Origin of the sequence: Stutzerimonas stutzeri (assembly GCF_024448985.1) — a bacterium.
In the GTDB taxonomy this organism is placed as follows: Bacteria; Pseudomonadota; Gammaproteobacteria; order Pseudomonadales; family Pseudomonadaceae; genus Stutzerimonas; species Stutzerimonas stutzeri_AP.
Window position 1 is genome coordinate 72,969 of the sequence record NZ_JAMOII010000014.1, and the last position, 21,828, is coordinate 94,796.

General features: G+C 59.8%; 23 protein-coding genes. 18 read left to right on the plus strand and 5 right to left on the minus strand.

Going from position 1 to position 21,828, the window contains the following annotated elements; all coding sequences use genetic code 11:
• Positions 1-69: 69 nt before the first annotated feature.
• The 3 genes from NA647_RS14860 to ptsP all read right to left on the minus strand — a co-directional run bounded on the left by NA647_RS14860 (position 70) and on the right by ptsP (position 5,742).
• Positions 70-1,809: a PTS fructose-like transporter subunit IIB gene (locus NA647_RS14860; RefSeq protein ID WP_256058396.1), complete on the minus strand. Its 1,740-nt coding sequence runs from the start codon at positions 1,807-1,809 to the stop codon at positions 70-72.
• A gap of 106 nt (positions 1,810-1,915) precedes the next feature.
• The gene (gene pfkB / locus NA647_RS14865; RefSeq protein WP_256058397.1) at positions 1,916-2,854 is read right to left on the minus strand and encodes a 1-phosphofructokinase; all 939 of its coding nucleotides are present in this window, start codon (positions 2,852-2,854) and stop codon (positions 1,916-1,918) included.
• Entirely contained in the window at positions 2,854-5,742 is a 2,889-nt protein-coding gene (ptsP, locus tag NA647_RS14870; protein ID WP_256058398.1) for a phosphoenolpyruvate--protein phosphotransferase, read from the minus strand. Before ptsP ends, pfkB begins: the two co-directional genes overlap by 1 nt.
• Positions 5,743-6,095: 353 nt before the next feature.
• Here ptsP and cra point away from each other — a divergent pair, with 353 nt between their 5' ends.
• The 6 genes from cra (at position 6,096) to NA647_RS14900 (ending at position 10,182) form a co-directional block, all read left to right on the plus strand.
• Entirely contained in the window at positions 6,096-7,097 is a 1,002-nt protein-coding gene (cra, locus tag NA647_RS14875; RefSeq protein WP_256058399.1) for a catabolite repressor/activator, read from the plus strand.
• Positions 7,098-7,167: 70 nt separating this feature from the next.
• Positions 7,168-7,473, plus strand: coding sequence for a nucleotide pyrophosphohydrolase (locus tag NA647_RS14880; RefSeq protein ID WP_256058400.1), 306 nt, complete (start codon positions 7,168-7,170; stop codon positions 7,471-7,473).
• A complete protein-coding gene (locus tag NA647_RS14885; RefSeq protein WP_256058401.1) occupies positions 7,470-8,219 on the plus strand; it encodes a methyltransferase domain-containing protein in 750 nt (249 codons plus the stop codon). The genes NA647_RS14880 and NA647_RS14885 overlap by 4 nt, the downstream gene beginning before the upstream one ends.
• Before the next feature lie 20 nt (positions 8,220-8,239).
• Positions 8,240-8,860, plus strand: a complete 621-nt coding sequence (locus NA647_RS14890; protein ID WP_256058403.1) for a DUF4136 domain-containing protein — start codon at positions 8,240-8,242, stop codon at positions 8,858-8,860.
• Positions 8,861-8,894: 34 nt separating this feature from the next.
• Entirely contained in the window at positions 8,895-9,455 is a 561-nt protein-coding gene (locus NA647_RS14895) for a DUF4136 domain-containing protein (RefSeq protein ID WP_256058405.1), read from the plus strand.
• A 277-nt stretch (positions 9,456-9,732) separates the two neighbouring features.
• The gene (locus NA647_RS14900) at positions 9,733-10,182 is read left to right on the plus strand and encodes a DMT family transporter (RefSeq protein ID WP_256058406.1); all 450 of its coding nucleotides are present in this window, start codon (positions 9,733-9,735) and stop codon (positions 10,180-10,182) included.
• 18 nt (positions 10,183-10,200) lie between these two features.
• Here NA647_RS14900 and NA647_RS14905 read toward each other — a convergent pair whose 3' ends face one another.
• Positions 10,201-11,142 (minus strand): SdiA-regulated domain-containing protein, encoded by a 942-nt coding sequence (locus tag NA647_RS14905; protein ID WP_256058407.1) that lies wholly within the window; start codon positions 11,140-11,142, stop codon positions 10,201-10,203.
• 208 nt (positions 11,143-11,350) lie between these two features.
• Here NA647_RS14905 and NA647_RS14910 point away from each other — a divergent pair, with 208 nt between their 5' ends.
• The 7 genes from NA647_RS14910 (at position 11,351) to NA647_RS14940 (ending at position 17,175) form a co-directional block, all read left to right on the plus strand.
• Positions 11,351-11,644: a hypothetical protein gene (locus NA647_RS14910; RefSeq protein WP_256058408.1), complete on the plus strand. Its 294-nt coding sequence runs from the start codon at positions 11,351-11,353 to the stop codon at positions 11,642-11,644.
• 205 nt (positions 11,645-11,849) lie between these two features.
• Positions 11,850-13,241 (plus strand): MATE family efflux transporter, encoded by a 1,392-nt coding sequence (locus NA647_RS14915; protein WP_256058409.1) that lies wholly within the window; start codon positions 11,850-11,852, stop codon positions 13,239-13,241.
• 2 nt (positions 13,242-13,243) lie between these two features.
• A complete protein-coding gene (locus NA647_RS14920) occupies positions 13,244-13,702 on the plus strand; it encodes a DUF2214 family protein (RefSeq protein WP_256058410.1) in 459 nt (152 codons plus the stop codon).
• Positions 13,703-13,863: 161 nt separating this feature from the next.
• Positions 13,864-14,694, plus strand: a complete 831-nt coding sequence (locus NA647_RS14925; protein ID WP_256058411.1) for an NYN domain-containing protein — start codon at positions 13,864-13,866, stop codon at positions 14,692-14,694.
• Between the two features lie 120 nt (positions 14,695-14,814).
• Positions 14,815-15,195, plus strand: a complete 381-nt coding sequence (locus NA647_RS14930) for a hypothetical protein (protein ID WP_256058412.1) — start codon at positions 14,815-14,817, stop codon at positions 15,193-15,195.
• 259 nt (positions 15,196-15,454) lie between these two features.
• Positions 15,455-15,883: a DUF2231 domain-containing protein gene (locus tag NA647_RS14935; protein WP_256048365.1), complete on the plus strand. Its 429-nt coding sequence runs from the start codon at positions 15,455-15,457 to the stop codon at positions 15,881-15,883.
• A complete protein-coding gene (locus NA647_RS14940; RefSeq protein WP_256058413.1) occupies positions 15,880-17,175 on the plus strand; it encodes a PQQ-dependent sugar dehydrogenase in 1,296 nt (431 codons plus the stop codon). Before NA647_RS14935 ends, NA647_RS14940 begins: the two co-directional genes overlap by 4 nt.
• A gap of 291 nt (positions 17,176-17,466) precedes the next feature.
• Here NA647_RS14940 and NA647_RS14945 read toward each other — a convergent pair whose 3' ends face one another.
• Entirely contained in the window at positions 17,467-18,411 is a 945-nt protein-coding gene (locus NA647_RS14945) for an integron integrase (RefSeq protein WP_256058423.1), read from the minus strand.
• Between the two features lie 205 nt (positions 18,412-18,616).
• Here NA647_RS14945 and NA647_RS14950 point away from each other — a divergent pair, with 205 nt between their 5' ends.
• The 5 genes from NA647_RS14950 to NA647_RS14970 form a co-directional block, all read left to right on the plus strand.
• Positions 18,617-19,111: a hypothetical protein gene (locus NA647_RS14950; RefSeq protein WP_256058414.1), complete on the plus strand. Its 495-nt coding sequence runs from the start codon at positions 18,617-18,619 to the stop codon at positions 19,109-19,111.
• A gap of 112 nt (positions 19,112-19,223) precedes the next feature.
• The gene (locus NA647_RS14955; protein WP_256048368.1) at positions 19,224-19,790 is read left to right on the plus strand and encodes a hypothetical protein; all 567 of its coding nucleotides are present in this window, start codon (positions 19,224-19,226) and stop codon (positions 19,788-19,790) included.
• A 104-nt stretch (positions 19,791-19,894) separates the two neighbouring features.
• The gene (locus tag NA647_RS14960) at positions 19,895-20,203 is read left to right on the plus strand and encodes a hypothetical protein (protein WP_256058416.1); all 309 of its coding nucleotides are present in this window, start codon (positions 19,895-19,897) and stop codon (positions 20,201-20,203) included.
• A 94-nt stretch (positions 20,204-20,297) separates the two neighbouring features.
• A complete protein-coding gene (locus NA647_RS14965) occupies positions 20,298-20,990 on the plus strand; it encodes a hypothetical protein (protein ID WP_256058417.1) in 693 nt (230 codons plus the stop codon).
• 650 nt (positions 20,991-21,640) lie between these two features.
• A partial coding sequence (locus NA647_RS14970) for a nucleotidyltransferase domain-containing protein (RefSeq protein WP_256058418.1) occupies positions 21,641-21,828 on the plus strand: 188 nt, incomplete at its 3' end.

Consider the following 21,828-nt stretch of genomic DNA (forward strand, 5'->3'; position numbering starts at 1 on the left):
ACAGAATTTCGACCAGCTTTTAGTGGATGCAGCGGAAAGGCGTTTAGTTCAGCGGTTTCGGCCCGCTGGTCAGGTCGCTGCGCCAATGGCGAGCGGCTGTGCCTCAGGCTTCTTGATCACGGCATAGATCACGCCTGTTACCAGACTGCCGGCCAGAATCGCCAACAGATACAGCAGCGCATGGTTGATGGCGTTGGGGATCAGCAGCACAAACAACCCGCCGTGAGGCGCGAGCAGCTTGGCGCCGAAGGCCATCGACAGCGCCCCGGTCAGCGCGCCACCGGCGATGCTGGCCGGGATCACCCGCAGCGGGTCTTTTGCAGCGAAGGGAATCGCGCCCTCGGAGATGAAACAACAACCGAGCACCAGCGCCGCCTTGCCGGCTTCGCGTTCGCTCTGGGCGAACTTGCGTCGGGCGATCAGGCTGGCGATGCCCATGCCGATCGGCGGCACCATGCCGGCGGCCATCGTTGCCGCCATGGGTGCGTAACTCTGCGAGGCGAGCAGGCCGACCGAAAACGCATAGGCCGCCTTGTTCACCGGGCCGCCGAGGTCGACGCACATCATGGTGCCGAGCAGCAACCCGAGCAGGACGGCGTTGGACGTGCCCATGGTGTCGAGAAACTCGGTCAACCCCGCGAGCATTTTCGCCACCGGTGTGCCCACCACATAAATCATCACCAGGCCGGTGATCAAGCTGGCCAGCAGCGGAATGATCAGGATTGGCTTGAGCGATTCGACACTCGCCGGCAGCGGAATCCAGCGGCTGACCGCCTTGGCCGCATAACCGGCCACGAAGCCGGCGATGATTCCGCCAATGAAGCCCGCGCCGAGCGTTCCGGCCAACAAGCCACCAATCATGCCGGGCGCTAGTCCGGGTCGATCAGCAATCGAATAAGCAATGTAGCCGGCCAGCAAGGGCACCATCAGTTGGAAGGCCGTCTCGCCGCCGATCTTCATCAGCGCCGCCGCCAAGGTGCCCTCCTCTTTGAACGCCTCGATGCCAAAGACGAACGACAGCGCGATCAACAGACCGCCAGCCACCACCATCGGCAACATGTATGAAACGCCAGTGAGCAGGTGCTTGTAGACGCCGGTTTTCTCGCCCTTCTGCTCGCTGCCACCGGCGCTGACCGCGGCGCCGCTGCTGAACACCGTGGCTTCCTCCAGTGCCCGATCCAGTGTCGCATCGGGCTGTTTTAGCGCCACGCCGGTGCCGCAGCGAAACACCCGCTTACCGGCGAAGCGGGCGACATCCACCTCGATATCGGCTGCAAGCAGCACTGCATCTGCATCGGCAATCGCCTGGGGGTCCAGTACGTTACGTGCACCCACCGAGCCACGGGTTTCCACTTGCAAGTCGTATCCCTTGCGGGTCGCCGCCTGCTGCAGGGCTTCGGCAGCCATGAAGGTGTGCGCGACGCCGGTCGGGCATGCGGTGATGGCCACCAGCTTGGGTTTGCTGCTGGTCTGGGCAGCATCAGGGTCATCATCCTGTTGCAATTCGCTGGCGTTCTCCGCGGCGCTGCGCAGGAAACCTTCAGGATCGAGCAGGGCTTCGGATGGGGTCGATTGCGCGACGCGCTTGCCGATGAAGCGCTGCAGCGACAACGGCCCGGTCTTGACCACCACGACTAGGTCCGCATTGGCGATCTGCGCGGGCGTCAGCGGCGAGCCGATGGCCTTGGGATCGTGGACTTCCACGGCGGTCGACCAGCCCAGGCGATGGGCAGCCGCTTCGAGCAAGCGCGACGTGAGCACGCTGGTGACCATTCCGTTGGGGCAGGCCGTGACGATGAGAAGATTCATTCCTTTCACCTCTTATTGGAATTGGCAGGCCGTTGAAAACGCAGGCGAGGCAGGCAAGACTGTTTTTAACGACGTATTGCCAACGCAGGTAGTTTTCAACGGCCTGTTATTGGTTCAGCGGCTGGAGCCGGACTGCAGCCTCCAGCTCGGCGAGTTGTGCCGTGTCGGTAATACCGAAGCCGATTTGCCCGACCGCTTGTGCAGCGATGGCGGTGGCGTGGCTCAGGGTGCGTTCGATGGACCATTTTTCTAGCAAGCCGTGAAGCATGCCGGCGAGCAGCGAGTCACCCGCACCGACAGTGCTGACCACCTGCACTTTGGGCGGATGGGCATGCAAACCAGTGCTTGGTGCAAACCAGCTCACGCCCTCGGCGCCCTGTGAGATGACCACGTGCTCGACGCCTTCGACCTGCAATCGCCAGGCCTCACGAGCGAGCGCCTGCGCATCCCCGGCGTTCATCCCACGGGCTTCGGCCAGCTCCTCTTCGTTGGGCTTGATCAGCCAGGGCGCCGTCGCCAAGCCGGCGCGCAGAGCCGCGCCACTGGTATCCAACGCGACCCGCACGCCGAGTTGCTTGAGCGTGCGCAACAGTTCGACGAACCACTCCACTTGAACGCCGCGCGGCAGGCTGCCGGCGACCACCACCAGATCATGTGCGGGCGCGAGGCGCTTTAGCCTGGCTAGCAGCTCGACGCGCTCCGCCTCGGCGACCATCAACCCCGGGCCGTTGATATCGGTGACCTGCCCGCCAGCTTCAGCCAGTTTGATATTGCTGCGGGTATCCCCCGCTACTCGTACGAACTCATCGGCGAACCCGCGCGTCTCGAACAACTGCTCGAACGCCTGCGGATTGTCCGCGCCAAGAAAGCCGGTCACGGTCAGTTGGTGGCCGAGGTCGGCCAGCACCTGCGCCACGTTGAGGCCTTTGCCGGCGGCATGCACTTGGAGACTTTCGCTGCGGTTGACCTCGCCCAGGCGCAGCGACGGCAGCTGCACGGTCAGGTCAAGTGCGGGATTAAGGGTCACCGTCAGGACGCGCGCCATCAGCAATGCTCCCCGACGAAGGCACGCACTTCATGCGCACCCGGCAACAGCAACGCTTGCCGGGCCAACCGCTGGCAGACACTGAAATCCAGCTCCCTCACTCGCGCCTTGACCAGCGCGATGCTGCGCGCGGACACGCTCAGCTCGTCGACACCGAGGCCCACCAGCATCGGCACCGCCAGCGCATCGGCTGCCAGCTCGCCACAAACGCCTACCCATTTACCGTGTGCATGCGCGGCTTCGACCGTCATGTCGATCAGCCGCAGCACCGCCGGATGCAGCCCATCGGCCTGACCGGAAAGCGTCGGGTGGCCGCGGTCGATAGCCAGGGTGTATTGAGTCAGGTCATTGGTGCCGATGCTGAAGAAATCCACTTCCTGCGCCAGCACCGGTGCGATCAGCGCGGCGGACGGGATTTCGATCATGATGCCGACCTGCAGATCGGCCACCGGCAGCTCCGCGCGCAGGCGATCGACCATGGCTTTGGCGCTACGCCACTCATCGATGTTGCCCACCATGGGAAACATGATCCGCAACGGGCGACCGTCGGCGCAGGCCAGCAACGCGCGCAACTGGGTTTCGAGAATGTCCGGGCGTTGCAGGCTCAGACGAATGCCGCGCACGCCGAGGAAGGGGTTTTCCTCGGCTGGCATTGGCCAGTACGGCAACGGCTTGTCGCCACCGACGTCCAGCGTCCGCACCACCAAGGGCCGCCCTTCGAGCGCCTCCAGCACGCGGCGGTATTCCGCTTCCTGAGTCGCCTGGTCCGGCGCCTGGGAGTGGTTCATGAACACCAGCTCGGTGCGCAGCAGGCCGATGGCTTCAGCTCCGAGGGCAACGGCTTCGACGGTCTCGCCGGCCGCGCCAATGTTGGCGGCGATCTCTACCGGATGACCGTCGCGAGTGATCGCCGGCTCCATTCGTCTCTCGTTCGCCAGGCGTTTGCATTCCTCCCGCTCGGCGCGTTCGCTTCGGGCGTCTGCCATCTGCGCAGCGCTCGGCGCGACCAGCAGTTCGCCGCGCTCGCCGTCGAGCAGCAATAGCGTGTTCGCTGCCAACCCCAGCACGCCAGGCCCAGCGCCAACGATGGCCGGGATACCCAACGCACGGGCGATGATCGCGCTGTGCGAGGTCGCGCCGCCGCCAGCGGTAAGAATGCCGGCAACGCGCTGGCAATTGAGCGTGGCAACGTCCGACGGCGCCACTTCGTCCATCACCAGAATGTAAGGCTCGTCCGGCGCCTGTTCCGCCTCGACGCCGGTGAGACAGGCCAGCACGCGGCGGCCGACGTCACGCAGATCCGCCGCGCGCTCGGCCAGCAGCTTGTCGTGCAGCGATTCCTGTTGCTGCGCGGCGTTTTCGATTTCCTCGACCCAGGCGGCTTCGGCGCTCACGCCCTTTTTTAGTCGTGCCTGTACTTCCTCGCGCAACGCCGGGTCGCGCAGCATGGCCTGGTGGGTCGTGAAGATGTCGCGAATGCTGGCGACCTGGCTTTCCTCGATCAGCACACCGATTTCGCTAAAAACGCGGTCGAGCGCCGTATCCAGGCGCTGCAGCTCGGCCTCCGGGGATTCGCCGTGCTTGGGGTAGTCGATCACCTGCGGCTTGCGTACCAAGACCGGGCCGATGGCGATGCCGGGCGAGGCGGCAATGGCCATTACCCGCTCGCCATCACGCAGCGCCGCTTGTTCGACGGTCTCTCGATCAGGCTGCGCGGCAAGCGACGCACCGGCGTTTTCCATCATCTGGCCCGGCGCAGGCAAAGGCTCGACCTCTTCGCCCAGGCCCTTTTCCACAGCGCGCACCAGGGCCGGTAACGCATCGCCGGCTATCGAAGGCTCGGCAACGAATTCCAATACCTGACCACGATGCGCGCCCATTGCTAGGAGCTTGCTCAGACTCTTGACCGACACGCCAGCACTCTCGCTACCGGCCAGCCGCACGCGGATGTCGCCATCGAAGGCCTGGGCGATTTCGGTCAGCACCTTGGCCGGCCGCGCATGCAGGCCGTGGGCATTGGCCAACGGCACCTGAGCGCTTGGCCAGTCGGCGGGTACGTCGCCGCCCAGAGCTTCCAACACCACGCGGCTGGACGTCGCCTGGCTGAGTTCCTGCCCGCGCCCCTCGATCAATAGATTGCACAGGCGCTCGAGCATTGCCCGATGCGCCTCACCCAGACTGGCGAGCACGAACAGGCCATTGAGCGGTTGCCCCTGGTGTAGCAACGAATTGCTTGGCGTGACGAAGGCCAGCCCAGGACGTTGCACCGACTGTTCGCTGCTCAGCCACCACAGCCCATCACCCAGCGGCAGCGCCTGGCTCAGTGCCAGCCCGGCATTGAAGCCGGGCTCCACGCACTGGGCGCGCTTGAGCAATTTGACGCCCTGCCAGGCCAACTCGTCGAAGTCATCGGCTGCTACACCGAGCGCTACCAGTTCACCATCCAGCGCCAATGCCTGCGGCGCGCCTTGCAGCAGATCGATGATCGCCTCGGGGCTCTCGACTTTTTGCAGCGCCTCGCTGAGATCGCCTTCGCCAAGCGCTCGGGTCAACAACTGCAGCAAACGCAGATGCTCATCCGAACGCGCGGCGATGCCGATGGCGAGGTAAACCTGCTGGCCGTTGCCCCAGTCCACGCCGCCGGGAAAGTGCAGCAGGCGTACGCCGGTGGTGAACACCTGATCGCGGGTTTCCGGCGTGCCGTGGGGGATGGCAATGCCCTGGCCAAGAAAGGTCGAGCCCTGCGCTTCGCGCGCACGAAGCCCGTCGAGATAACCGGGCGCCACCAGCCCGTCAGCGACCAGCACCTCGGCCAGCAAGGCCAGGGCGGCAGGCTTGTCGGTGGCCGTCTGATGCATGTGTATATGCTGGGCATTCAACTCAAGCATGAAGAACTCCTGTGCGGGCTCACGATTGTTTCTTTGCCGGCCGGCCGGGATTGAGATAACGGGCTGGCGCTTATGACCGGATAGCTGCTGAAACGTTTCAGCAAAGACTGACACATTACGCAATATTGGGTAACTCTAGAAGCCCGAGTTCATACCACCCGTCTCGAGTAGGGTCTGCTCCGTTTCGCTGCGAGCCGCGCAACCCGAAGGGACGCGCCAGTTTTTTGCGCGATACTGCGTTTCTCGTCGCTTATTTGGACGACCAAACTGCACGACTCGCGCCTTGTCTCGCGCAAAAAAAATGGCGCCGTCGCGGCCGCGACGAAACGGGAACAGACCCTAAGGACCGCTCGTTGAAACTGACTGACATCGCCCGCCTCGCCAACGTCTCGGTGACCACTGCCAGCTACGTGCTCAACGGCAAAGCCGTACAGCGACGAATAAGCCAGGCCACGGTGGACCGAGTGATGGCAGTGGCTGAGCGACAGGGTTTCCAGCTCGATCAACAGGCGGCCGGTTTGCGACGCGGGCAGTCACGCACCCTGGGCTTCATCGTCCCCGACCTGGAAAACCCCAGCTATGCGCGGTTGGCGAAACTGCTCGAACAACGCGCCCGGCTACGTGGCTATCAGTTATTGATCGTGGGCTCCGATGACGAGCCGGATACCGAACGCCAGGTCATACAGGTGCTGCGCTCGCGGCGCTGCGATGCGCTGATCGTTGCCAGCTGCCTGCCAGCTGACGACGCCAGTTACCTCAAGCTGCTCGCCGCCGGCACGCCGATCATCGCCCTCGACCGAGCACTGGACCCGGAGCAGTTCTGCTCGGTAGTCAGCGACGATCGCCAAGCCGCCGCACAACTGACGCACTCCCTGCATTCGCCAACCGACGCGCATATCGTGCTGATCAGCGCTCGGCCCGGCTTGCGCATCAGTCAGCAGCGCGAAGAGGGTTTCCGCCAGGCACTCGCTCAGCATCATGGAAAAATCAGCGTGTTGCAGGCCGAGCAGTTCAGCCGCGCCTGCGGCCGTGAGCAGATGTTGGCGCTGCTCGATCGCGGCGAGATGCCCGACGCGTTGATCACCACCGCCTACGTTCTGCTCGAAGGCGTCTTCGATGCCCTAAGCGAACGCGGTCTGCTATGGCCTGCGCAGCTGCGGCTGGCGACCTTTGGTGACGCGCAGTTGCTGGACTTTCTGCCGATACGGGTCAACGCCATCTCCCAGCAACATGAGCAGATCGCCGAGCTGGCGCTGGACCAGGCGATTCGCGCCATCGAGCAGAACGACTACCGCCCCGGCGTGCTCGCCGTGGAACGGGTGCTCAAGGTACGCCGCACCGCCGAGACCATTTGAACCGATGCTGCCCCTTGCGAGCATCGGCGTGCTGACGGAAGCTAGCGGCCTTCCAACGAGCCGCCCTTTGATGAACATCGAACAGATCACTCAACGCCTGCACGCCATCCGCGATCGCAACGACTGGCAACGCTTTCACAGCCCGAAGAATCTGGCCATGGCCGCCAGCGTAGAAATGTCCGAGCTGGTGGAAATCTTCCAGTGGCTGACCGAGGACGAGTCGCGCCAGCTGCCCGCCGACAAGCTGGAACACGCCGGCCAGGAAGTCGGCGACATCCTCATGTACCTGCTGCTGATGTGCAGCGAGCTGGGCATCGACATGGAGCAAGCGCTGCTGGCCAAGCTGGCGGATAACGAGCGGCGGTTCGCCCAATGAGCGACCGCCATTTCGACGAGCTGGCGACGCGCTTCGCCGAGAAGATTTACGGTGGCGCCAAGGGCGCGATCCGCCTCGCGGTGCTGCAGGCGGACCTCGCCGAAGTGCTGCCGCAACGCCCGCTTCGCGTGCTCGATATCGGGGCGGGGCTTGGCCACATGAGCCTCTGGTTGGCGCAGCAGGGCCATCAGGTCACCCTCGCGGAGCCGGCCGAGCCGATGCTCGAAGGGGCCCGAAAGCAGTTCGCCGAAGCTGGCCAGAGCGCCACCTTTATTCAGGCGCCCTGGCAGGACGTAGAAAGCCATGTCGAAGGCCGTTTCGATCTGGTCATCTGCCACGCGGTGCTGGAATGGCTGGCCGAACCGGGGGCGATCCTGCCGGTACTGCATCGCCTGGCCGCCGCCGATGGCTGGCTGTCGCTGGCGTTCTACAACCGCGACGCGCTGATCTACCGCAACCTGCTCAAGGGCCATTTCAAGAAGCTGCGCAGCCAGAGCTTTGCCGGCGAGCGCCAGAGCCTGACGCCGCAGCAGCCGCTCGATCCACGTGAGCTGGCCGCGCAACTCGCACCGCACTGGCGGGTCGAATCAACCAGTGGCGTGCGTGTATTTCATGATTACATGCCCGCCGATTTCCAGGCCCGCACCGAGCCTGCCGACTTGATCGAGATGGAATTGGCGTATCGCCGCCATCCCGCCTTCGCCGGCCTCGGGCGCTACCTGCACTGGTTGTGTCGGCCCCGCTGAATGCCGGCCGGGAGGTACCGATGTCGATCCGCATTGCTTTGCCACTGCTCTGCCCCCTGCTCGGCCTAAGTCTTGCGGCCTGCCAAAGCAGCAACCCCTACACCAGCGAATCCGCTCCGATTCCGCCAGCGCCGCCTGTCGAGCAGATCCAGTCGCCGATCTACCCGGCCGCGCCGCGAGATCTTTCCAGCTACCAGAGTTGGAGCTGGCGCACTCCGCCAGCCGGCACGGCCTCGCTTGCCGGTGAAGAACTGCAGGAGATGGTCGCCGGCGCGCTTGACCAACGCGGCTTGCGCCCGGCGCCCAATAACAGCCAGGGCGATGTGCAGATCAGTGCCAGCGCCCAGATGGAAACGCGGGTGCGCCAAACCTACGATGATTACGGTCCCAGCGTCGGCGTGGGTCGCTACGGCGGGGGCTATGGATACGGCAGCGGCTACGGGATCGGTACGAGCGCGCCCATCGTGCGCAATTATGAAGAAGAGGTGGTAACGGTGCGCATCGAGATGTTCGATGCGAGCTCCGGTCAATCCGTCTGGAGCAACCGGGCCGAAGCCCGTAGCGGCGGTGATCAGAGCGAGCGCAAGGATGCGGCACGCGACGCCGTGAACCGCGCGCTTGCCGACTACCCGCCGCGCTGAATCCGCGCCGGTCCCTATTGCAAGGAGAACCGAGATGATCCGTTCGTTACTGATGCTTCCCCTACTCCTGCTGCTGGCCGCCTGCCAGAGCACGCAGGTGCAACGCGACTTCGACCCGCAGCGCGATTTTTCCGCCTACCGGACCTGGGACTGGCAGGAGCCGGCATTGCAGTACCGCCCGGACGACCCACGCATCAAGAGTGATCTCACCGAACAGCGCATTCGCAGCGCGGTCAGCGAGCAACTCGACCAACGCGGCCTGCGCCGGGCCCAGGCTAACAACCCGGCGGACGTGCTGATCCAGGCCTGGTTCATCGTCGACGAGCGCTCCCAGCAGTACACTTCCGCGTCGATGGGCGCCTGGGGTAGCCCCTGGCACGGCTTTTGGGGCGGGCCGATGTACACCGATACACGTACCATTCACTACCAAGTCGGCACACTGCAAATCGATTTCTACGATGCCGATGACGGTAAGCTGATCTGGCGCGGCAGTGCCGAGCAGGTTCTGCGCGACAATCCCGGTAGCCCGCAGGAGCGCGCCGGAATGTTTCGCGAGACGGTCGCAAAAGTGCTGTCACAATACCCGCCGCATTGATTCCCCTAGGGTCTGTTGCCGTTTCGTCGCGGCCGCGACGGAGCCGGTTTTAGTGCGAGACAAGGCACGAGTCGCGCAGTTTGGTTGTTCCAAATAAGCGACGAGAAACGCCGCATCGCGCTAAAACCGGCCCGTCCCTTCGGGTGGGGCCGCCTAGGTGGGGCCGCCTAGGTTGCGCAGCAACGCGGTTCGCAGCGAAACGGCAACAGACCCTTGTCCACAGCCCCGTCGATCCCGGCGGGGTGAACTCGTTTTGTCTAATTATGGAGAGGTTCGAATGCCGGTCGTTGCCTGGTGGCTTTTGGTTTTGCCGTTTATCGCGGGGGCGTTCTTACCGCTGCAGGCTGGCATCAACGGGCAGGTCGCCAAACACCTGAGCAGCGTCATGGGGGCGGCGTTGCTGTCCTTTGCAATCGGCACCGTAGCGCTGATCTGCGTCGTTTTGATCCAGCGAGACGTGCCTTCGCTTCAAGCGTTGAAAGGCCTGAACTGGTGGCATTGGACCACCGGTTTGATGGGCTGCGTCTTGATCGCCACGGCGGCTTTCGCCGGCCCGCGCATCGGCGCGCTGCTGCTCATGGCGCTGATACTGGCCGGGCAGCTGAGCATGGCGCTGCTGCTCGATCACTTCGGTTGGGCGGGATTCCGGCAATCCTCGATCAGCATCGGGAAGCTTGCCGGCCTGCTGTTGATCGTCGCTGGCGTCTGGATGATCCGCCGCGGCTGAGCGCGGCGAACGAGCGCTCTACTTGCGCTCGAATGCGTAGAACAGGTTCGGCTCGCTGACGAGGTACAGGTCCCCGCGATCGTCGAACGTCATGCCCTCGGCCTGCGGCACGCTCTTGTTCAGACCGGCGAAACCGCTCCATAGCGAACGAAAGCTGACCAGTTCGCCTTCCCTGTCGAGCTCGAGCATCATCTTCGCCTCTTCGCTGAGCAACACGAGATGGCCGGTGCGTTCGTCGAAGTGGACCGACGCCAGATCGCTGGCCATTTCCTTGTCTTCGATCCAGCTCTCGCGGTCGATGATCTTGAGATTCAATTGTCCGTTGAGGCTCGCTTTGATGCCCTGAATTTCATAAAGCTTGCGCGGCGAGTGCTCCTTGACCACGAACAATCGATCCCCCCCGCGATCATAGCCAAGCCCTTCGAAACCGGAATTGTCTTCGCCACCGCCCGCCAGCCCCAGCGAGATGGACGCATAGTCTTCGCGCTGCAGCGCACCGGAATCGTCAGGAACCGGAAGGATCACCAGCGACTGACTTCGCTCCTCAGCCACCACCAGCAGGTTGTCACCCAGGTAGGTCACAGCCTCGACATCTTTGAAGCCCTTCAATGGGTAGCGTGCGAGGAAATTGCCGTTGAGATCCAGCGCGAGCAGCTCTTCGGGATTGTTTACCACCGCCCACAGGTGGTTGCGCTTCTCATCGAAGGTCAGCCCGGAGAGGTTGTTGGAGACCGAGGCCACCGGTAGTGCATCGACACGCACCTTGTATTCGGGTAACCACAGACTACGTGGCTCCCAACTATTCTCGTGCCAGGCCGACTTCAACCCGTAGTACAGCCGCTCATCCAAATGGAAGGTCGTGGCAGCGTAAAGCAAACCAGCGGCCAGCAGACCCAGCGCCCAGACCCGAGGGCGCGTGCCCGGCAGCCACTGCGGTCGTGCATTGGTAACAATCGGCATGTGTTTTTCTCGTCGGAGCGACAGCGAACAGTCTGCTCGGGAAGGGTTGCAGGTGTGTGACACGCGCAATGGAAGGCGGATCAACCCGCTACTGACCCGTCATCAAGCGGTGGGTTCAATCCGCTGGGAACTGCCAAGCGGATTGACAGCCCAATGCCCCATGGAACGGTTGCGCTTGCAGCCGAAGATCGTATGGCAGGAGAGCAGCATGCAGGTGGAAAGCTTTTTCGAATGGTTGGGACAGGCACTCGGCACGGTGATTCGCTACATCGTCGATGCACTCAGCGGCATCTTCTACCTGTTCGCCGAGGCTGGAGCCAACTTCCTCGAGGGGCTGTCGAGAACGCTGGGCATGGACCGCTCGATAATAAGCCTGATTGCGCTGGCCATCGGCCTGTTGCTACTCGTTGGGGCATTCCGAGCCTTCTTCCGACGCTCGTTCATCGCCGGTGTGATTTACCTGTTTCTGGGCCTCTGGCTGTTGAGCTGGCTAATTCATTGATGAAGTAGAAAGCTGGAAGCTGGAAGCTGGAAGCTGGAAGCTGGAAGCTGGAAGCTGGAAGCTGGAAGACAATAAAGCACCAGGAGGTTGCTTCATCGTCAAGCTTCTAGCGTACCTTTCAACCCTTCATCTTTTTGCCGGCAGTCCGCTCGCTGGCCGCCTTCGTCGTGCCGACGTATCATTTCGGGCTGTTCTGGAGCCCTTCATGTTGTTGACTGCCTGGCAGCACGCGCCCACCCATAAACGGGTATGGGCGCTGGCTGCACCGATGATTCTGTCCAATATCTCCGTGCCACTGGTGGCACTGGTCGACAGCGCCGTGATCGGCCATCTGCCGCACGCGCATCAGCTTGCTTCGGTGGCGGTGGGCGGCAGTCTGTACACCCTGCTGGTGTGGGTAATGGGCTTTCTGCGCATGGGCACCACCGGCTTCGCCGCGCAGGCCGCCGGGCGCGAAGACGGCGGGTCGCTGCGCCAGATCCTACTGCAGGGCTTGTTGCTGGCGCTGGGCTTCGCGCTGCTATTGAGCATGGTTGCCTTGCCGCTCAAAGGCTTCGCCTTGCAGCTGATGCAACCCTCGGCCGAGCTCGACGCGCTCACCCAGCATTATTTCTACACCCGCCTGTTCGGCTTGCCCGCCGCACTGGCGAGCCTGGCGCTGATCGGCTGGTTCCTCGGCACGCAGAATGCCCGTGCGCCCTTGGCGATCCTGCTGACCACCAACCTCGTCAACGTCGCGCTGGACCTCTGGTTCGTCCTCGGCCTTGACTGGGGCGTGGCCGGCGCGGCACGCGCCTCGGTGATCGCCGAATGGTGCGGTGTGCTGGTCGGCCTGGCGCTGACGCGCGGCGCCTTGCTGCGCCATCCGGGACAGCTGGACGGCCGCATCCTGCGCCGTTGGGCCAGCTGGCGACCGCTGATGTCCGTCAATCGAGATATCTTTGTGCGCTCGTTGGCGCTTCAGCTCGTATTCTTTCTGGTCACCGTGCAAGGGACGCGGCTGGGCGACGCCACCGTGGCGGCCAATGCGCTGTTGCTCAACGGCCTGATGCTCACCGCCCATGCGCTCGATGGTCTGGCCCATGCGGTCGAAGCGCTCAGCGGCCACGCCATCGGCGCGCAGGACCGTACCGAGCTGCGCCGTATCCTGACCGTGGCCGGAGGCTGGTCGCTGCTCGCCAGTCTTGCCTTCGGGCTGTTCTTCCTGCTCGGCGGCGAACTGTTCATCAGCTTTCAGACCGACATCCCGGCCGTCCGCGAAACGGCGCTCGCCTACCTGCCCTATCTCGCCGCGCTGCCGCTGGTGGCCGTCTGGAGCTATCTGCTGGATGGCCTGTTCATTGGCGCCACCCGCGCGCGGGAAATGCGCAACGCGATGCTGTTCGCCGTGGCGATTTCGTTACCATTGGGCTTGCTGTTGCGCGAGATGGGCAATCATGGATTGTGGTTGGCCTTCCTCACCTTCATGCTGGTGCGCGGCATTTGCCTGGGCAGCATCGCCCGGCGTCTGCAACGCCAGCAACAATGGTTCACCTCGGTCCACACGGCGCCCGCCGTAACCGACACCCCCACAGCAAACACAACCAAAGGACGCTGAAAATGGCCTATGCCGTCGCCGCTTATCTGCACTTCGTGGCGATTTTCCTGCTGTTTGCCCTGCTGGTGCTGGAACACCAGCTCTTTCGCCTGCCGCTAAACTTCAAGCGCGCGCGCAGCCTGTTCCGCGTCGACCTTGCCTTCGGCATCGTTGCAGGCCTTGTGCTGGTCACCGGCGTCGCGCGTGCCATGCATTACGGCAAGGGCCTGGATTACTACCTCAACAACAGCTTCTTTCACGCCAAGGTCGGGTTGTTCGTGGTGGTCGCGCTGTTGTCGATCTATCCCACCGTGACTTTTCTCAAGTGGCGCCCCGCACTGAAGGCTGGACAGATCCCAGCGATCAGCCCAACCAAAGCGCGTTGGGTCAAGCTGGTCATCCGCATCGAATTGCTCGCGCTGTTACTCATCCCGCTGCTGGCGGCGCTGATGGCCCGGGGGATCGGGGTGAAACCGATCTGATCCGGCGACGGCCAACTGCTGGATAGCGCAGCAGAGCAGAATCGGGATAGCGACCAGGCCGGGCAGCACACCGGGCAGCACTCGCTAGAGACAGATGCATGGGCTGGCCCTGCGGTCGCCACTGGCGTTATGGTCGGCGCCTATCCATCGGGAAAAGAACCATGGCCGCCAAGTCCAGCAGCACCCGTCAACAGACCCACCTCGCGGTACTCATCGATGCCGACAACGCACCCGCCGCCATCGTCGAAGGGCTATTCGAGGAGATTGCCAAGTACGGGGTCGCCAGCGTTAAGCGCATTTATGGCGACTGGACCAAACCCAACCTGGGTAGCTGGAAGAAAGTGCTGCTGGACTATTCGATTCAGCCGATCCAGCAATTCGCTTACACATCGGGCAAGAACGCCACCGACAGCACCCTGATCATCGACGCCATGGACCTGCTCTATACGCGACGCTTCGACGGCTTCTGCCTGATTTCCAGCGACAGCGATTTCACTCGCTTGGCCGCCCGCCTGCGCGAGGAGGGCCTGACCGTCTACGGCTTCGGCGAACAGAAGACGCCCTCGCCTTTCGTCTCCGCCTGCGACAAGTTCATTTACACCGAAATCCTCCGTGCCGACGCACCCAAGCCCTCCCCGGAGCCGCCGACCATCGGTGACAAATCGACAGCGCAGGCCGCTGCCGTCGAAAAAGCCGAGGACGAAATCAGAACGGCGCAAAAGAGCGCTCAGGTCAAATCGCAGAAGGTCCCGGTGGAGTTCATTGCCAAAGTGCTCGATGACATTTCCGATGAAGATGACTGGATTCAGCTCGGCATGCTCGGACAGAACATCAGCAAACTCCGCCCTGCTTTCGACCCGCGCCTGTACGGCTTCAAGAAACTCAGCGACCTGATCAAATCTCAGCCGAAACATTTCGATCTGGAAACACGCGGGAGCACCTCAACGGGCGGGAAGGACTTGTACGTGAGGATTCGAAGACTGCTCAAGTAGTGGCGCCGCGCGCCCCGATGCCGGCGAGCCCACCACTTTTTGCATGCAAGACACCGAATCAGAACCGAACCCTCGGCCTTCGAGCCCTTCTAAGCAGGCATCGACTCAGAGGAGGTTTCTATGACCAAGCAATTGCTCGCCGCCTGTGGCCTCGCACTTTGTGCACCCATCGCATTGGCCCAGACACCGAAACCGGAGATCATCGCCCACCTGAACGGCCTGAAAATCGACGTCAATCCCATGGGGGTACCCACGCAAGCGGAGGGCGTCGAAGGTGAACTACTGGGCGTACGCGCCGTGAAAGTGTTCAACCATACCGGCGAACAGGTGACCTGCGAGTTCCACGTACCGGACGACGCGCGCTCGGACACCTCGGCGCCACCGGTTTTCACCGTTGCGCCCAACAGCCAGGCCGTGGAACGCGTTCCGGGCGAATATTCGTCAGGCGAGCCCTACGCCGAAATCACCTGCCGCTCCGCAGTGCGCAGTTCGACCCAATAACGGCGCGCAAACAGTATCCAAGAAGCAACCGCCATGGCACCCGACGACAAAACGGAAGCCATTGGCGGCGCGAACCGGTGTTGTCTGCTGGCTTCGACCGCGCGCGAAATCGGGTACGAGTTGGCCTTCGGCCCAATGGATCGGAGTGAACTAACCGCTAGCGCTACGTTCCCCTTTTATACACAGTCAGAGCGAGCCCGGCGGGCCAACGCATCCGCACCGAGTCAGGCCAGGGTCGCCCAGCGAAGAGGAGTCCGCCGTGACCGCTACCACCCAGCGCACCTACCGAAGCAGGCCAAACCCGTTACACGCGACCTTGCTTGCCGGAACCGTTCCCCTCTTTCTCGGCGCCCTGCTGAGTGACATCGCCTACTTTCGCAGCTATCAGATTCAGTGGAGCAACTTCGCCTCCTGGCTGATTGCCGGGGGCTTGGTTTTCTGCGGCCTGGCGCTTCTGTTCGCACTGGTCAATCTGATACGAGCCCATCACAAGAAAGGTCGGCCACTGGTGTACTTCCTGTTACTGCTGGTGACCTGGGTGCTGGGCTTCATCAATGCCTTGGAGCATGCCAAGGACGCCTGGGCCGCCATGCCCATTGGCCTGGTTCTCTCTGTGATCGTCACCGTGCTGGCCTGCATTGCGACCGGGATCGGCCTAACCAACCTGCGCGCCGGAGGTGCACGATGAAACATCCGAACGCACTGACCGCGTTGTCGCTGGCCGTACTGCTCGCCGGTTGTGGCATCGGGGGTGAGGACACTGATCAGGAGTACGGCGCCACCCCGAATCTGCCCGAACCCGAACGGGGAATCTTGCCCAGCATGAAGATCGCCGAGCCCACGCCGTGGGGCGATCAACTGCCGACGGTGCCGCAGGGTTTCAGCGTCCAGGCAATTGCCACCGATCTGAAGATCCCACGCCAGACGCTGGTCCTCCCCAATGGCGACATCCTCGTAGCCGAAGGCCGAGGCGGCAATGCGCCGAAGCTCAAGCCCAAGGACGTGATCGCTGGCTATATCAAAGCTAAGGGCAACACCTCGGTCGAGAGTGGCAATCGCCTGACACTGCTACGCGATGCCGATGGTGACGGCTCCTACGAGGTCCAGACCGTATTCGCCGAAGATCTCAACGCACCGTACGGGCTGGCGTTCCACGACGGCACTTTGTACGTGGCCAACCAGGATGCGCTGGTGCGCTTCGATTATCAGGAGGGCCAGACCGAGGCCAGCGGCCCGCCGACGAAGGTCGTCGACCTCCCCTCCGAGATCAACCACCACTGGACCAAGGCGCTGACCATCAGCCCCGACGGCCGTTTCCTTTATGTAGGCATCGGCTCCAACAGCAATATCACCGAGCGAGGGATGGAAGCCGAAGTCGACCGCGCCCTGGTCTGGCAGATCAACGCCGAGACCGGCGCCTACAAGCCCTACGCGACCGGCCTGCGCAACCCGACGGCGCTGGCGGTCCAGCCCGGCTCCGGGCAACTCTGGGCAGTGGTGAACGAGCGCGACGAGCTGGGCGAGGATCTGGTGCCGGATTACCTGACCTCAGTGCAAGAAGGAGGCTTCTACGGCTGGCCCTACAGCTACTGGGGCCAGAACGTAGATGATCGCGTGCGACCGCAGGACCCGGAAAAGGTCGCCGCCACGATCACACCCGACTACGCCCTGGGCTCCCACGTCGCGGCCCTCGGCCTAGACTTCTCCGAACCGTCCATGGGCGAGCAGTTCGCCGATGGCGTATTCATCGGCGAGCACGGCAGCTGGAACCGCAAGAATCCGGTTGGCTACAAAGTCATCTTCGTGCCGTTCAGCGATGGACGCCCCTCGGGACCGCCAGTCGACTTCGTGACAGGCTTCCGCACAGAAGATGGTAAGACCCGCGGTCGACCCGTCGGTGTGACCGTCGATCCAAGCGGCGCGCTAATCGTTGCCGACGATCTGGCCAACACCGTGTGGCGGGTGACCCGAACCCAGTGACCGATGCCGGTCAATCAAGAAGCCAACAATCGATAGGGTTGTTGGCTTCATCGACGCGGTAAAGGCCATTGCTGGCGCTTTGATTGAGTATTCAACTTCGTAGGCCGAATTTATTCGGCCTTGTATTTGGCTGAGTAAATTCGGCCCCACGGCTCTTCTTCAGGCTTTTTATTCCGCTCGAAAGAGCGCGTCACGACTATGGCGAAACGGGTTAAATGATCGTAAGGGATGCGAATCGGCCCTACGCCTACCGCAAAACGGCGCTCCTTCTGAAAGGCATATTCCTTCGTTTCACAACCGATCCAAAGGGCTCAATACCGCAAGGCCGCCACGATTGAGCACATGGGTGTAAATCATCGTTGTCTTTACATCAGCATGCCCCAGCAGCTCCTGCACGGTGCGAATGTCCTGCCCGCTTTCCAACAAATGAGTGGCAAAGCTATGCCTCAAGGTGTGCGGTGTTGCCGGTTTGGAGATACCAGAAGCTTTTACGGCACGCTTGAATGCGCGCTGGACCCGCTTCTCGTCAAGGTGGTGCCGGCGCACCGCGCCACTGCGCGGATCTACCGAAAGGCTGGACGCCGGAAACACATACTGCCAAGCCCAATCCCAAGGCGCTCTAGGGTATTTGCGAGCCAGAGCATCGGGCAGATAGACATCTCCTCTGCCCTCGGATAACTCCTGATCATGGATGGCCCGAGTACGGGCAATGTGCTGTTTGAGCGGCCCGACCAAACTTGCAGGCAGTATAGTAACGCGGTCCTTCTGTCCTTTACCGTCTCGGATGACGATCTCGTTACGAGAAAAATCGACGTCCTTCACGCGGAGCCGAATGCCCTCCATCAAACGCATGCCACCGCCGTACAGAAGCCGCGCAACGAGCCCAACCGGCCCATCCAGCAACCCGAGTATCTGATGCACCTCCTCCATGGAGAGCACCACAGGTAACCGGGCCGGCTTCTTGGCACGCACGACTTCGCCCAACCACGGCAGGTCTTGTTTAAGGACTTGTTTGTAAAGAAACAGCAATGCAGCGAGCGCCTGGTTCTGCGTCGAAGCCGAGACGTCCCGGCGAATAGCAAGGTCGGAAAGAAAGGCTTCTACCTCTGGCGCACCCATATCAACCGGGTGCCGGTATTCGTGAAAACGGATGTAACGCTTAACCCACTCGCAATAGACACGCTCAGTTCTGATCGAGTAGTGTTTAAGCCTGATCTGCTCACGCACCTGATCCAGTAAAACTCGGCTTCCCTTCCATGATGTATAACTCCTTTATACAGTTTTCATCCGTCGAAACCGCCCAGCCTAGACAAGGACATCCTCAATGGCAAGAAACGTTATACACCAAGCCCGCTCGGCGTCTTATGCACCAGTTGGTGTCTAATTATAGTTAGCCAATAGCCAAATAAGATTCCAGCCATACATACCAAGAAGCGATCCGATGCTTGAAGCAATAATAGAACACTCATCAATGCTGGTCGCTATCTTGGCTCTAATTGCAAGCCTCGCAGCTAATAGCACTGCTCATAAAGCCCATCGTTTAAATGAGAAAAGCGCAGCCTCTGCTGCTCGACTGTTAGTCCTCGAACGCAAGAGAGAACTGCTTATGGAGCTTGATAGGCAGCGTGCAACTCTAGATCGGTTAAAGTTTGTAATGGAATGTGAAGAGGTAATCATAAGCTCCAATCCATTACTGCAAAAAATCATCCCTGATGAACTTGATCGCCTTGCCAACAACATCAGCATGGTTAACCACTTTTTATCAGCATATGACAGCCAGCGAACCGCAATAGAATTACTTTCAGAAGAAAGTGATGCTGGTGAACTAGATATGAAGCTAGCTGACTTACGGCGTCTAACAGTGCATTTTGAAAAAGACATAGAGCAAGAGAAATCCCTTCTTGAACAGCGCAAAAGCTTAGAGCGCGGAGAGTAAAGGGTTTACACATACTACGTTACACGCTAACAAATGGTTCAAACCGTTCGCTACGCTCACTGGGACGGGCTAAAGCCCGCCCCTTAACCAAACTTTATGCCAAGGACAGACAGTGAAAAAATTTCTGCAGGATAATTTCCCAAGAATTGACCCTAGTCCATTCTTTATCTGGGCAATTGGATCCTCTGCAATATATCAACTCCCAATAAACGGCGTGGAGAGAGCTTTTCTTGAAAATAACGCGACAATTATAAATCTAATATTTGGAGCTGTTATTTCAGCTGCCTTCGCCGCGCTACTTATAATCCTTCTTCTTTTCTTAAGCAGCCAAAATAGAATATTTTCATACGCGCACTGGATCTCGAAATTATTCTCCGACACAGCTCTCGGATCAGCAGGCTTCATATTCTCAGTAGAACTACTGATAAATAATGACTGGGAGCACGCAGCATATCTTTCACTGACAATTATTTTATACGTCATTCTAATCAATCATTTATTCATGGTCGTTTTTGATGACAATACCGGCACTCTAAAGCTAGTGAAATCCATTGACCGATGTTCAGATACAGAAATACCGTCAAGAGAGATACACATAAAAACCATGGCTTTCGCAGTGATTGTCTCCTGCTTAGTGGCGGCAGGGATACTTTTCAACATTTCACAATTAAAAGCATAACAATTGGTTCAAATCGCTCACTTCGCTCGCTGGGACGGGCTAAAGCCCGCCCCTTAACAAAACGTTATAGGCCCAAGCTCATACTGCAGGTATCGGAGCCTTTGATGATTGCAAAACAAAAATACGGCGAACTAGTTTCCATATCTAAAAGGGCTTCAGATGCCCAAGACGCCAATATAATAGTCCACGAAATCCCCAAAACTGGGACAACGGTTATCGGAGAATCGAATTACATGCTGCTCAACTGTAAATATACAGATGAGCAAGGCGACTCCGTGGTGTTTCACTATCGGTCATATGACCCATCAGGCCCATTTCAAAATTTACCAGACATTAATAAATTCAGGGTTGAGCTTTGGGTGGATGGAAAGCTATTGGAGCTCTTTGAAGATAGTTTCGATGACCCACGATGAAGCTATGACAATCGGTTCAAATCGTTCGCTTCGCTCACTGGGACGGGCTAAAGCCCGCCCCTTAACCAAACGTTAGCTTTTTCACGGAGAATTTATGCCAAAAAATACGGATATTGCAGCTATCTTAGGTAAGGGTTTAGTCGGAGCGATTCCGTTTGTTGGTCCATTGGCTGCAGAGATTGTTGGTGCAATAATACCGAACCAAAGAATTGATAGAATTGAATCCCTGCTAAAACTTCTCGAAGCGAAGATCGCCGAAGACGAAAAATCAAAAGTTGAAGAAAAAATCGTTACTCCCGAATCAGTAGATCTGATCGAGGATGGATTTCTTCAAGCCGCCAGGGCCCTAAGTGAAGAAAGAAAAGACTACATAGCCTCACTTCTCAAAAACAGCCTTACGAATGACCGCCTAGAATATATTGAGAATAAACGGCTGCTATCTATACTTGGTCAACTTAATGACCTAGAAATAATAATATTGAAATCCTATACGCTGCATCACGGAGAACCAGACTCCGAAGAGTTTTTTAAGATACATCAAGACTCATTGCAGCCACCAGGCGCCGTCCTTGGGTCTACTCAAGAAGATTTAGACAAACACGTTCTCCACCAAACCCATAAGACTCATCTTGCAAGCCTGGGATTATTACGACCAGGATTTAAGAGAGCAAGAAAAGGTGAGCTACCAGAATTTGACGATAAGACGGGCATGATAAAAGCCAATGGCTATTCAATCAGTCCTCTTGGTCGGTTACTGCTCCGAAGCATTGACCAAATTAATGAGTAATAAGCTAACAAGTGGTTCAAATCGTTCGCTGCGCTCACTGGGACCGGCTAAAGCCGGCCCCTTAACCAAACGTTAGACACTGCAAGGAGCTTATGTGAGTACTTCAACGAAGGATCGTGCCACAGCTGTAGCAACCCCAGTCGTGTTTTTAGTCGCATCTTATGTGCTCACGCCCTGGTTAATGTTGATACTCCTTCCATTCCTGTACTTCATTTACAGGAAGTTATCGTTAAATTTAGCTAAAAACGTAGCGCTGAGGCTTTTTGACCTGGCAATCTCGTTAATTCTAATCTTTATATGCGGAGGATTAATAATCGCCGCGCTTTCAATAGTTGCGCGAGATGGTCAATTCACTATTCCACTTATATCAGACGGATCAATAATTTCGATCTGTTCTTTTTTCGCAAATATCTACCTAACCGGAAGCTGTCTTTTGCTCAGTGCAAAGTCGTTTCATGTAAAGAAGCACATGCCTAAGCTTTCAATGGGGATTTTTGAAGCACTGAGGGGCAAGCGCGTACACAGTGTCTAACAGCCGGTTCAAACCATTCGCTCCGCTCACTGGGACGGGCTAAAGCCCGCCCCTTAACCAAACGTTAGAGCCACGGAAGGAATACTGCGTCGTTTCCATCGACTGGCCGCTGAGTACCATGACCATCCCCATACCCACCGCCTCGATTGATACACAGCTATCTCAGGCTCGCGCTGTCATAGAACGCCACCTAGCACCATCGCTACTGGCCATACACCTGTTCGGCTCCGCGCTGGATGGTGGTCTGAAGCCGTACAGCGATATCGATCTGCTGGTTACCGTGCGCACGCCACCCGACGAAGCCAT

Excerpts from the sequence above, each read along its gene's own strand:
- NA647_RS14860 (WP_256058396.1), bottom strand. The coding sequence starts at position 1,809 with ATGAATCTTCTCATCGTCACGGCCTGCCCCAACGGAATGGTCACCAGC.
- pfkB (WP_256058397.1), bottom strand. The coding sequence starts at position 2,854 with ATGGCGCGCGTCCTGACGGTGACCCTTAATCCCGCACTTGACCTGACC.
- ptsP (WP_256058398.1), bottom strand. The coding sequence starts at position 5,742 with ATGCTTGAGTTGAATGCCCAGCATATACACATGCATCAGACGGCCACC.
- NA647_RS14880 (WP_256058400.1), top strand. The coding sequence starts at position 7,168 with ATGAACATCGAACAGATCACTCAACGCCTGCACGCCATCCGCGATCGC.
- NA647_RS14885 (WP_256058401.1), top strand. The coding sequence starts at position 7,470 with ATGAGCGACCGCCATTTCGACGAGCTGGCGACGCGCTTCGCCGAGAAG.
- NA647_RS14890 (WP_256058403.1), top strand. The coding sequence starts at position 8,240 with ATGTCGATCCGCATTGCTTTGCCACTGCTCTGCCCCCTGCTCGGCCTA.
- NA647_RS14895 (WP_256058405.1), top strand. The coding sequence starts at position 8,895 with ATGATCCGTTCGTTACTGATGCTTCCCCTACTCCTGCTGCTGGCCGCC.
- NA647_RS14900 (WP_256058406.1), top strand. The coding sequence starts at position 9,733 with ATGCCGGTCGTTGCCTGGTGGCTTTTGGTTTTGCCGTTTATCGCGGGG.
- NA647_RS14905 (WP_256058407.1), bottom strand. The coding sequence starts at position 11,142 with ATGCCGATTGTTACCAATGCACGACCGCAGTGGCTGCCGGGCACGCGC.
- NA647_RS14910 (WP_256058408.1), top strand. The coding sequence starts at position 11,351 with ATGCAGGTGGAAAGCTTTTTCGAATGGTTGGGACAGGCACTCGGCACG.
- NA647_RS14915 (WP_256058409.1), top strand. The coding sequence starts at position 11,850 with ATGTTGTTGACTGCCTGGCAGCACGCGCCCACCCATAAACGGGTATGG.
- NA647_RS14920 (WP_256058410.1), top strand. The coding sequence starts at position 13,244 with ATGGCCTATGCCGTCGCCGCTTATCTGCACTTCGTGGCGATTTTCCTG.
- NA647_RS14925 (WP_256058411.1), top strand. The coding sequence starts at position 13,864 with ATGGCCGCCAAGTCCAGCAGCACCCGTCAACAGACCCACCTCGCGGTA.
- NA647_RS14930 (WP_256058412.1), top strand. The coding sequence starts at position 14,815 with ATGACCAAGCAATTGCTCGCCGCCTGTGGCCTCGCACTTTGTGCACCC.
- NA647_RS14940 (WP_256058413.1), top strand. The coding sequence starts at position 15,880 with ATGAAACATCCGAACGCACTGACCGCGTTGTCGCTGGCCGTACTGCTC.
- NA647_RS14950 (WP_256058414.1), top strand. The coding sequence starts at position 18,617 with ATGCTTGAAGCAATAATAGAACACTCATCAATGCTGGTCGCTATCTTG.
- NA647_RS14960 (WP_256058416.1), top strand. The coding sequence starts at position 19,895 with ATGATTGCAAAACAAAAATACGGCGAACTAGTTTCCATATCTAAAAGG.
- NA647_RS14965 (WP_256058417.1), top strand. The coding sequence starts at position 20,298 with ATGCCAAAAAATACGGATATTGCAGCTATCTTAGGTAAGGGTTTAGTC.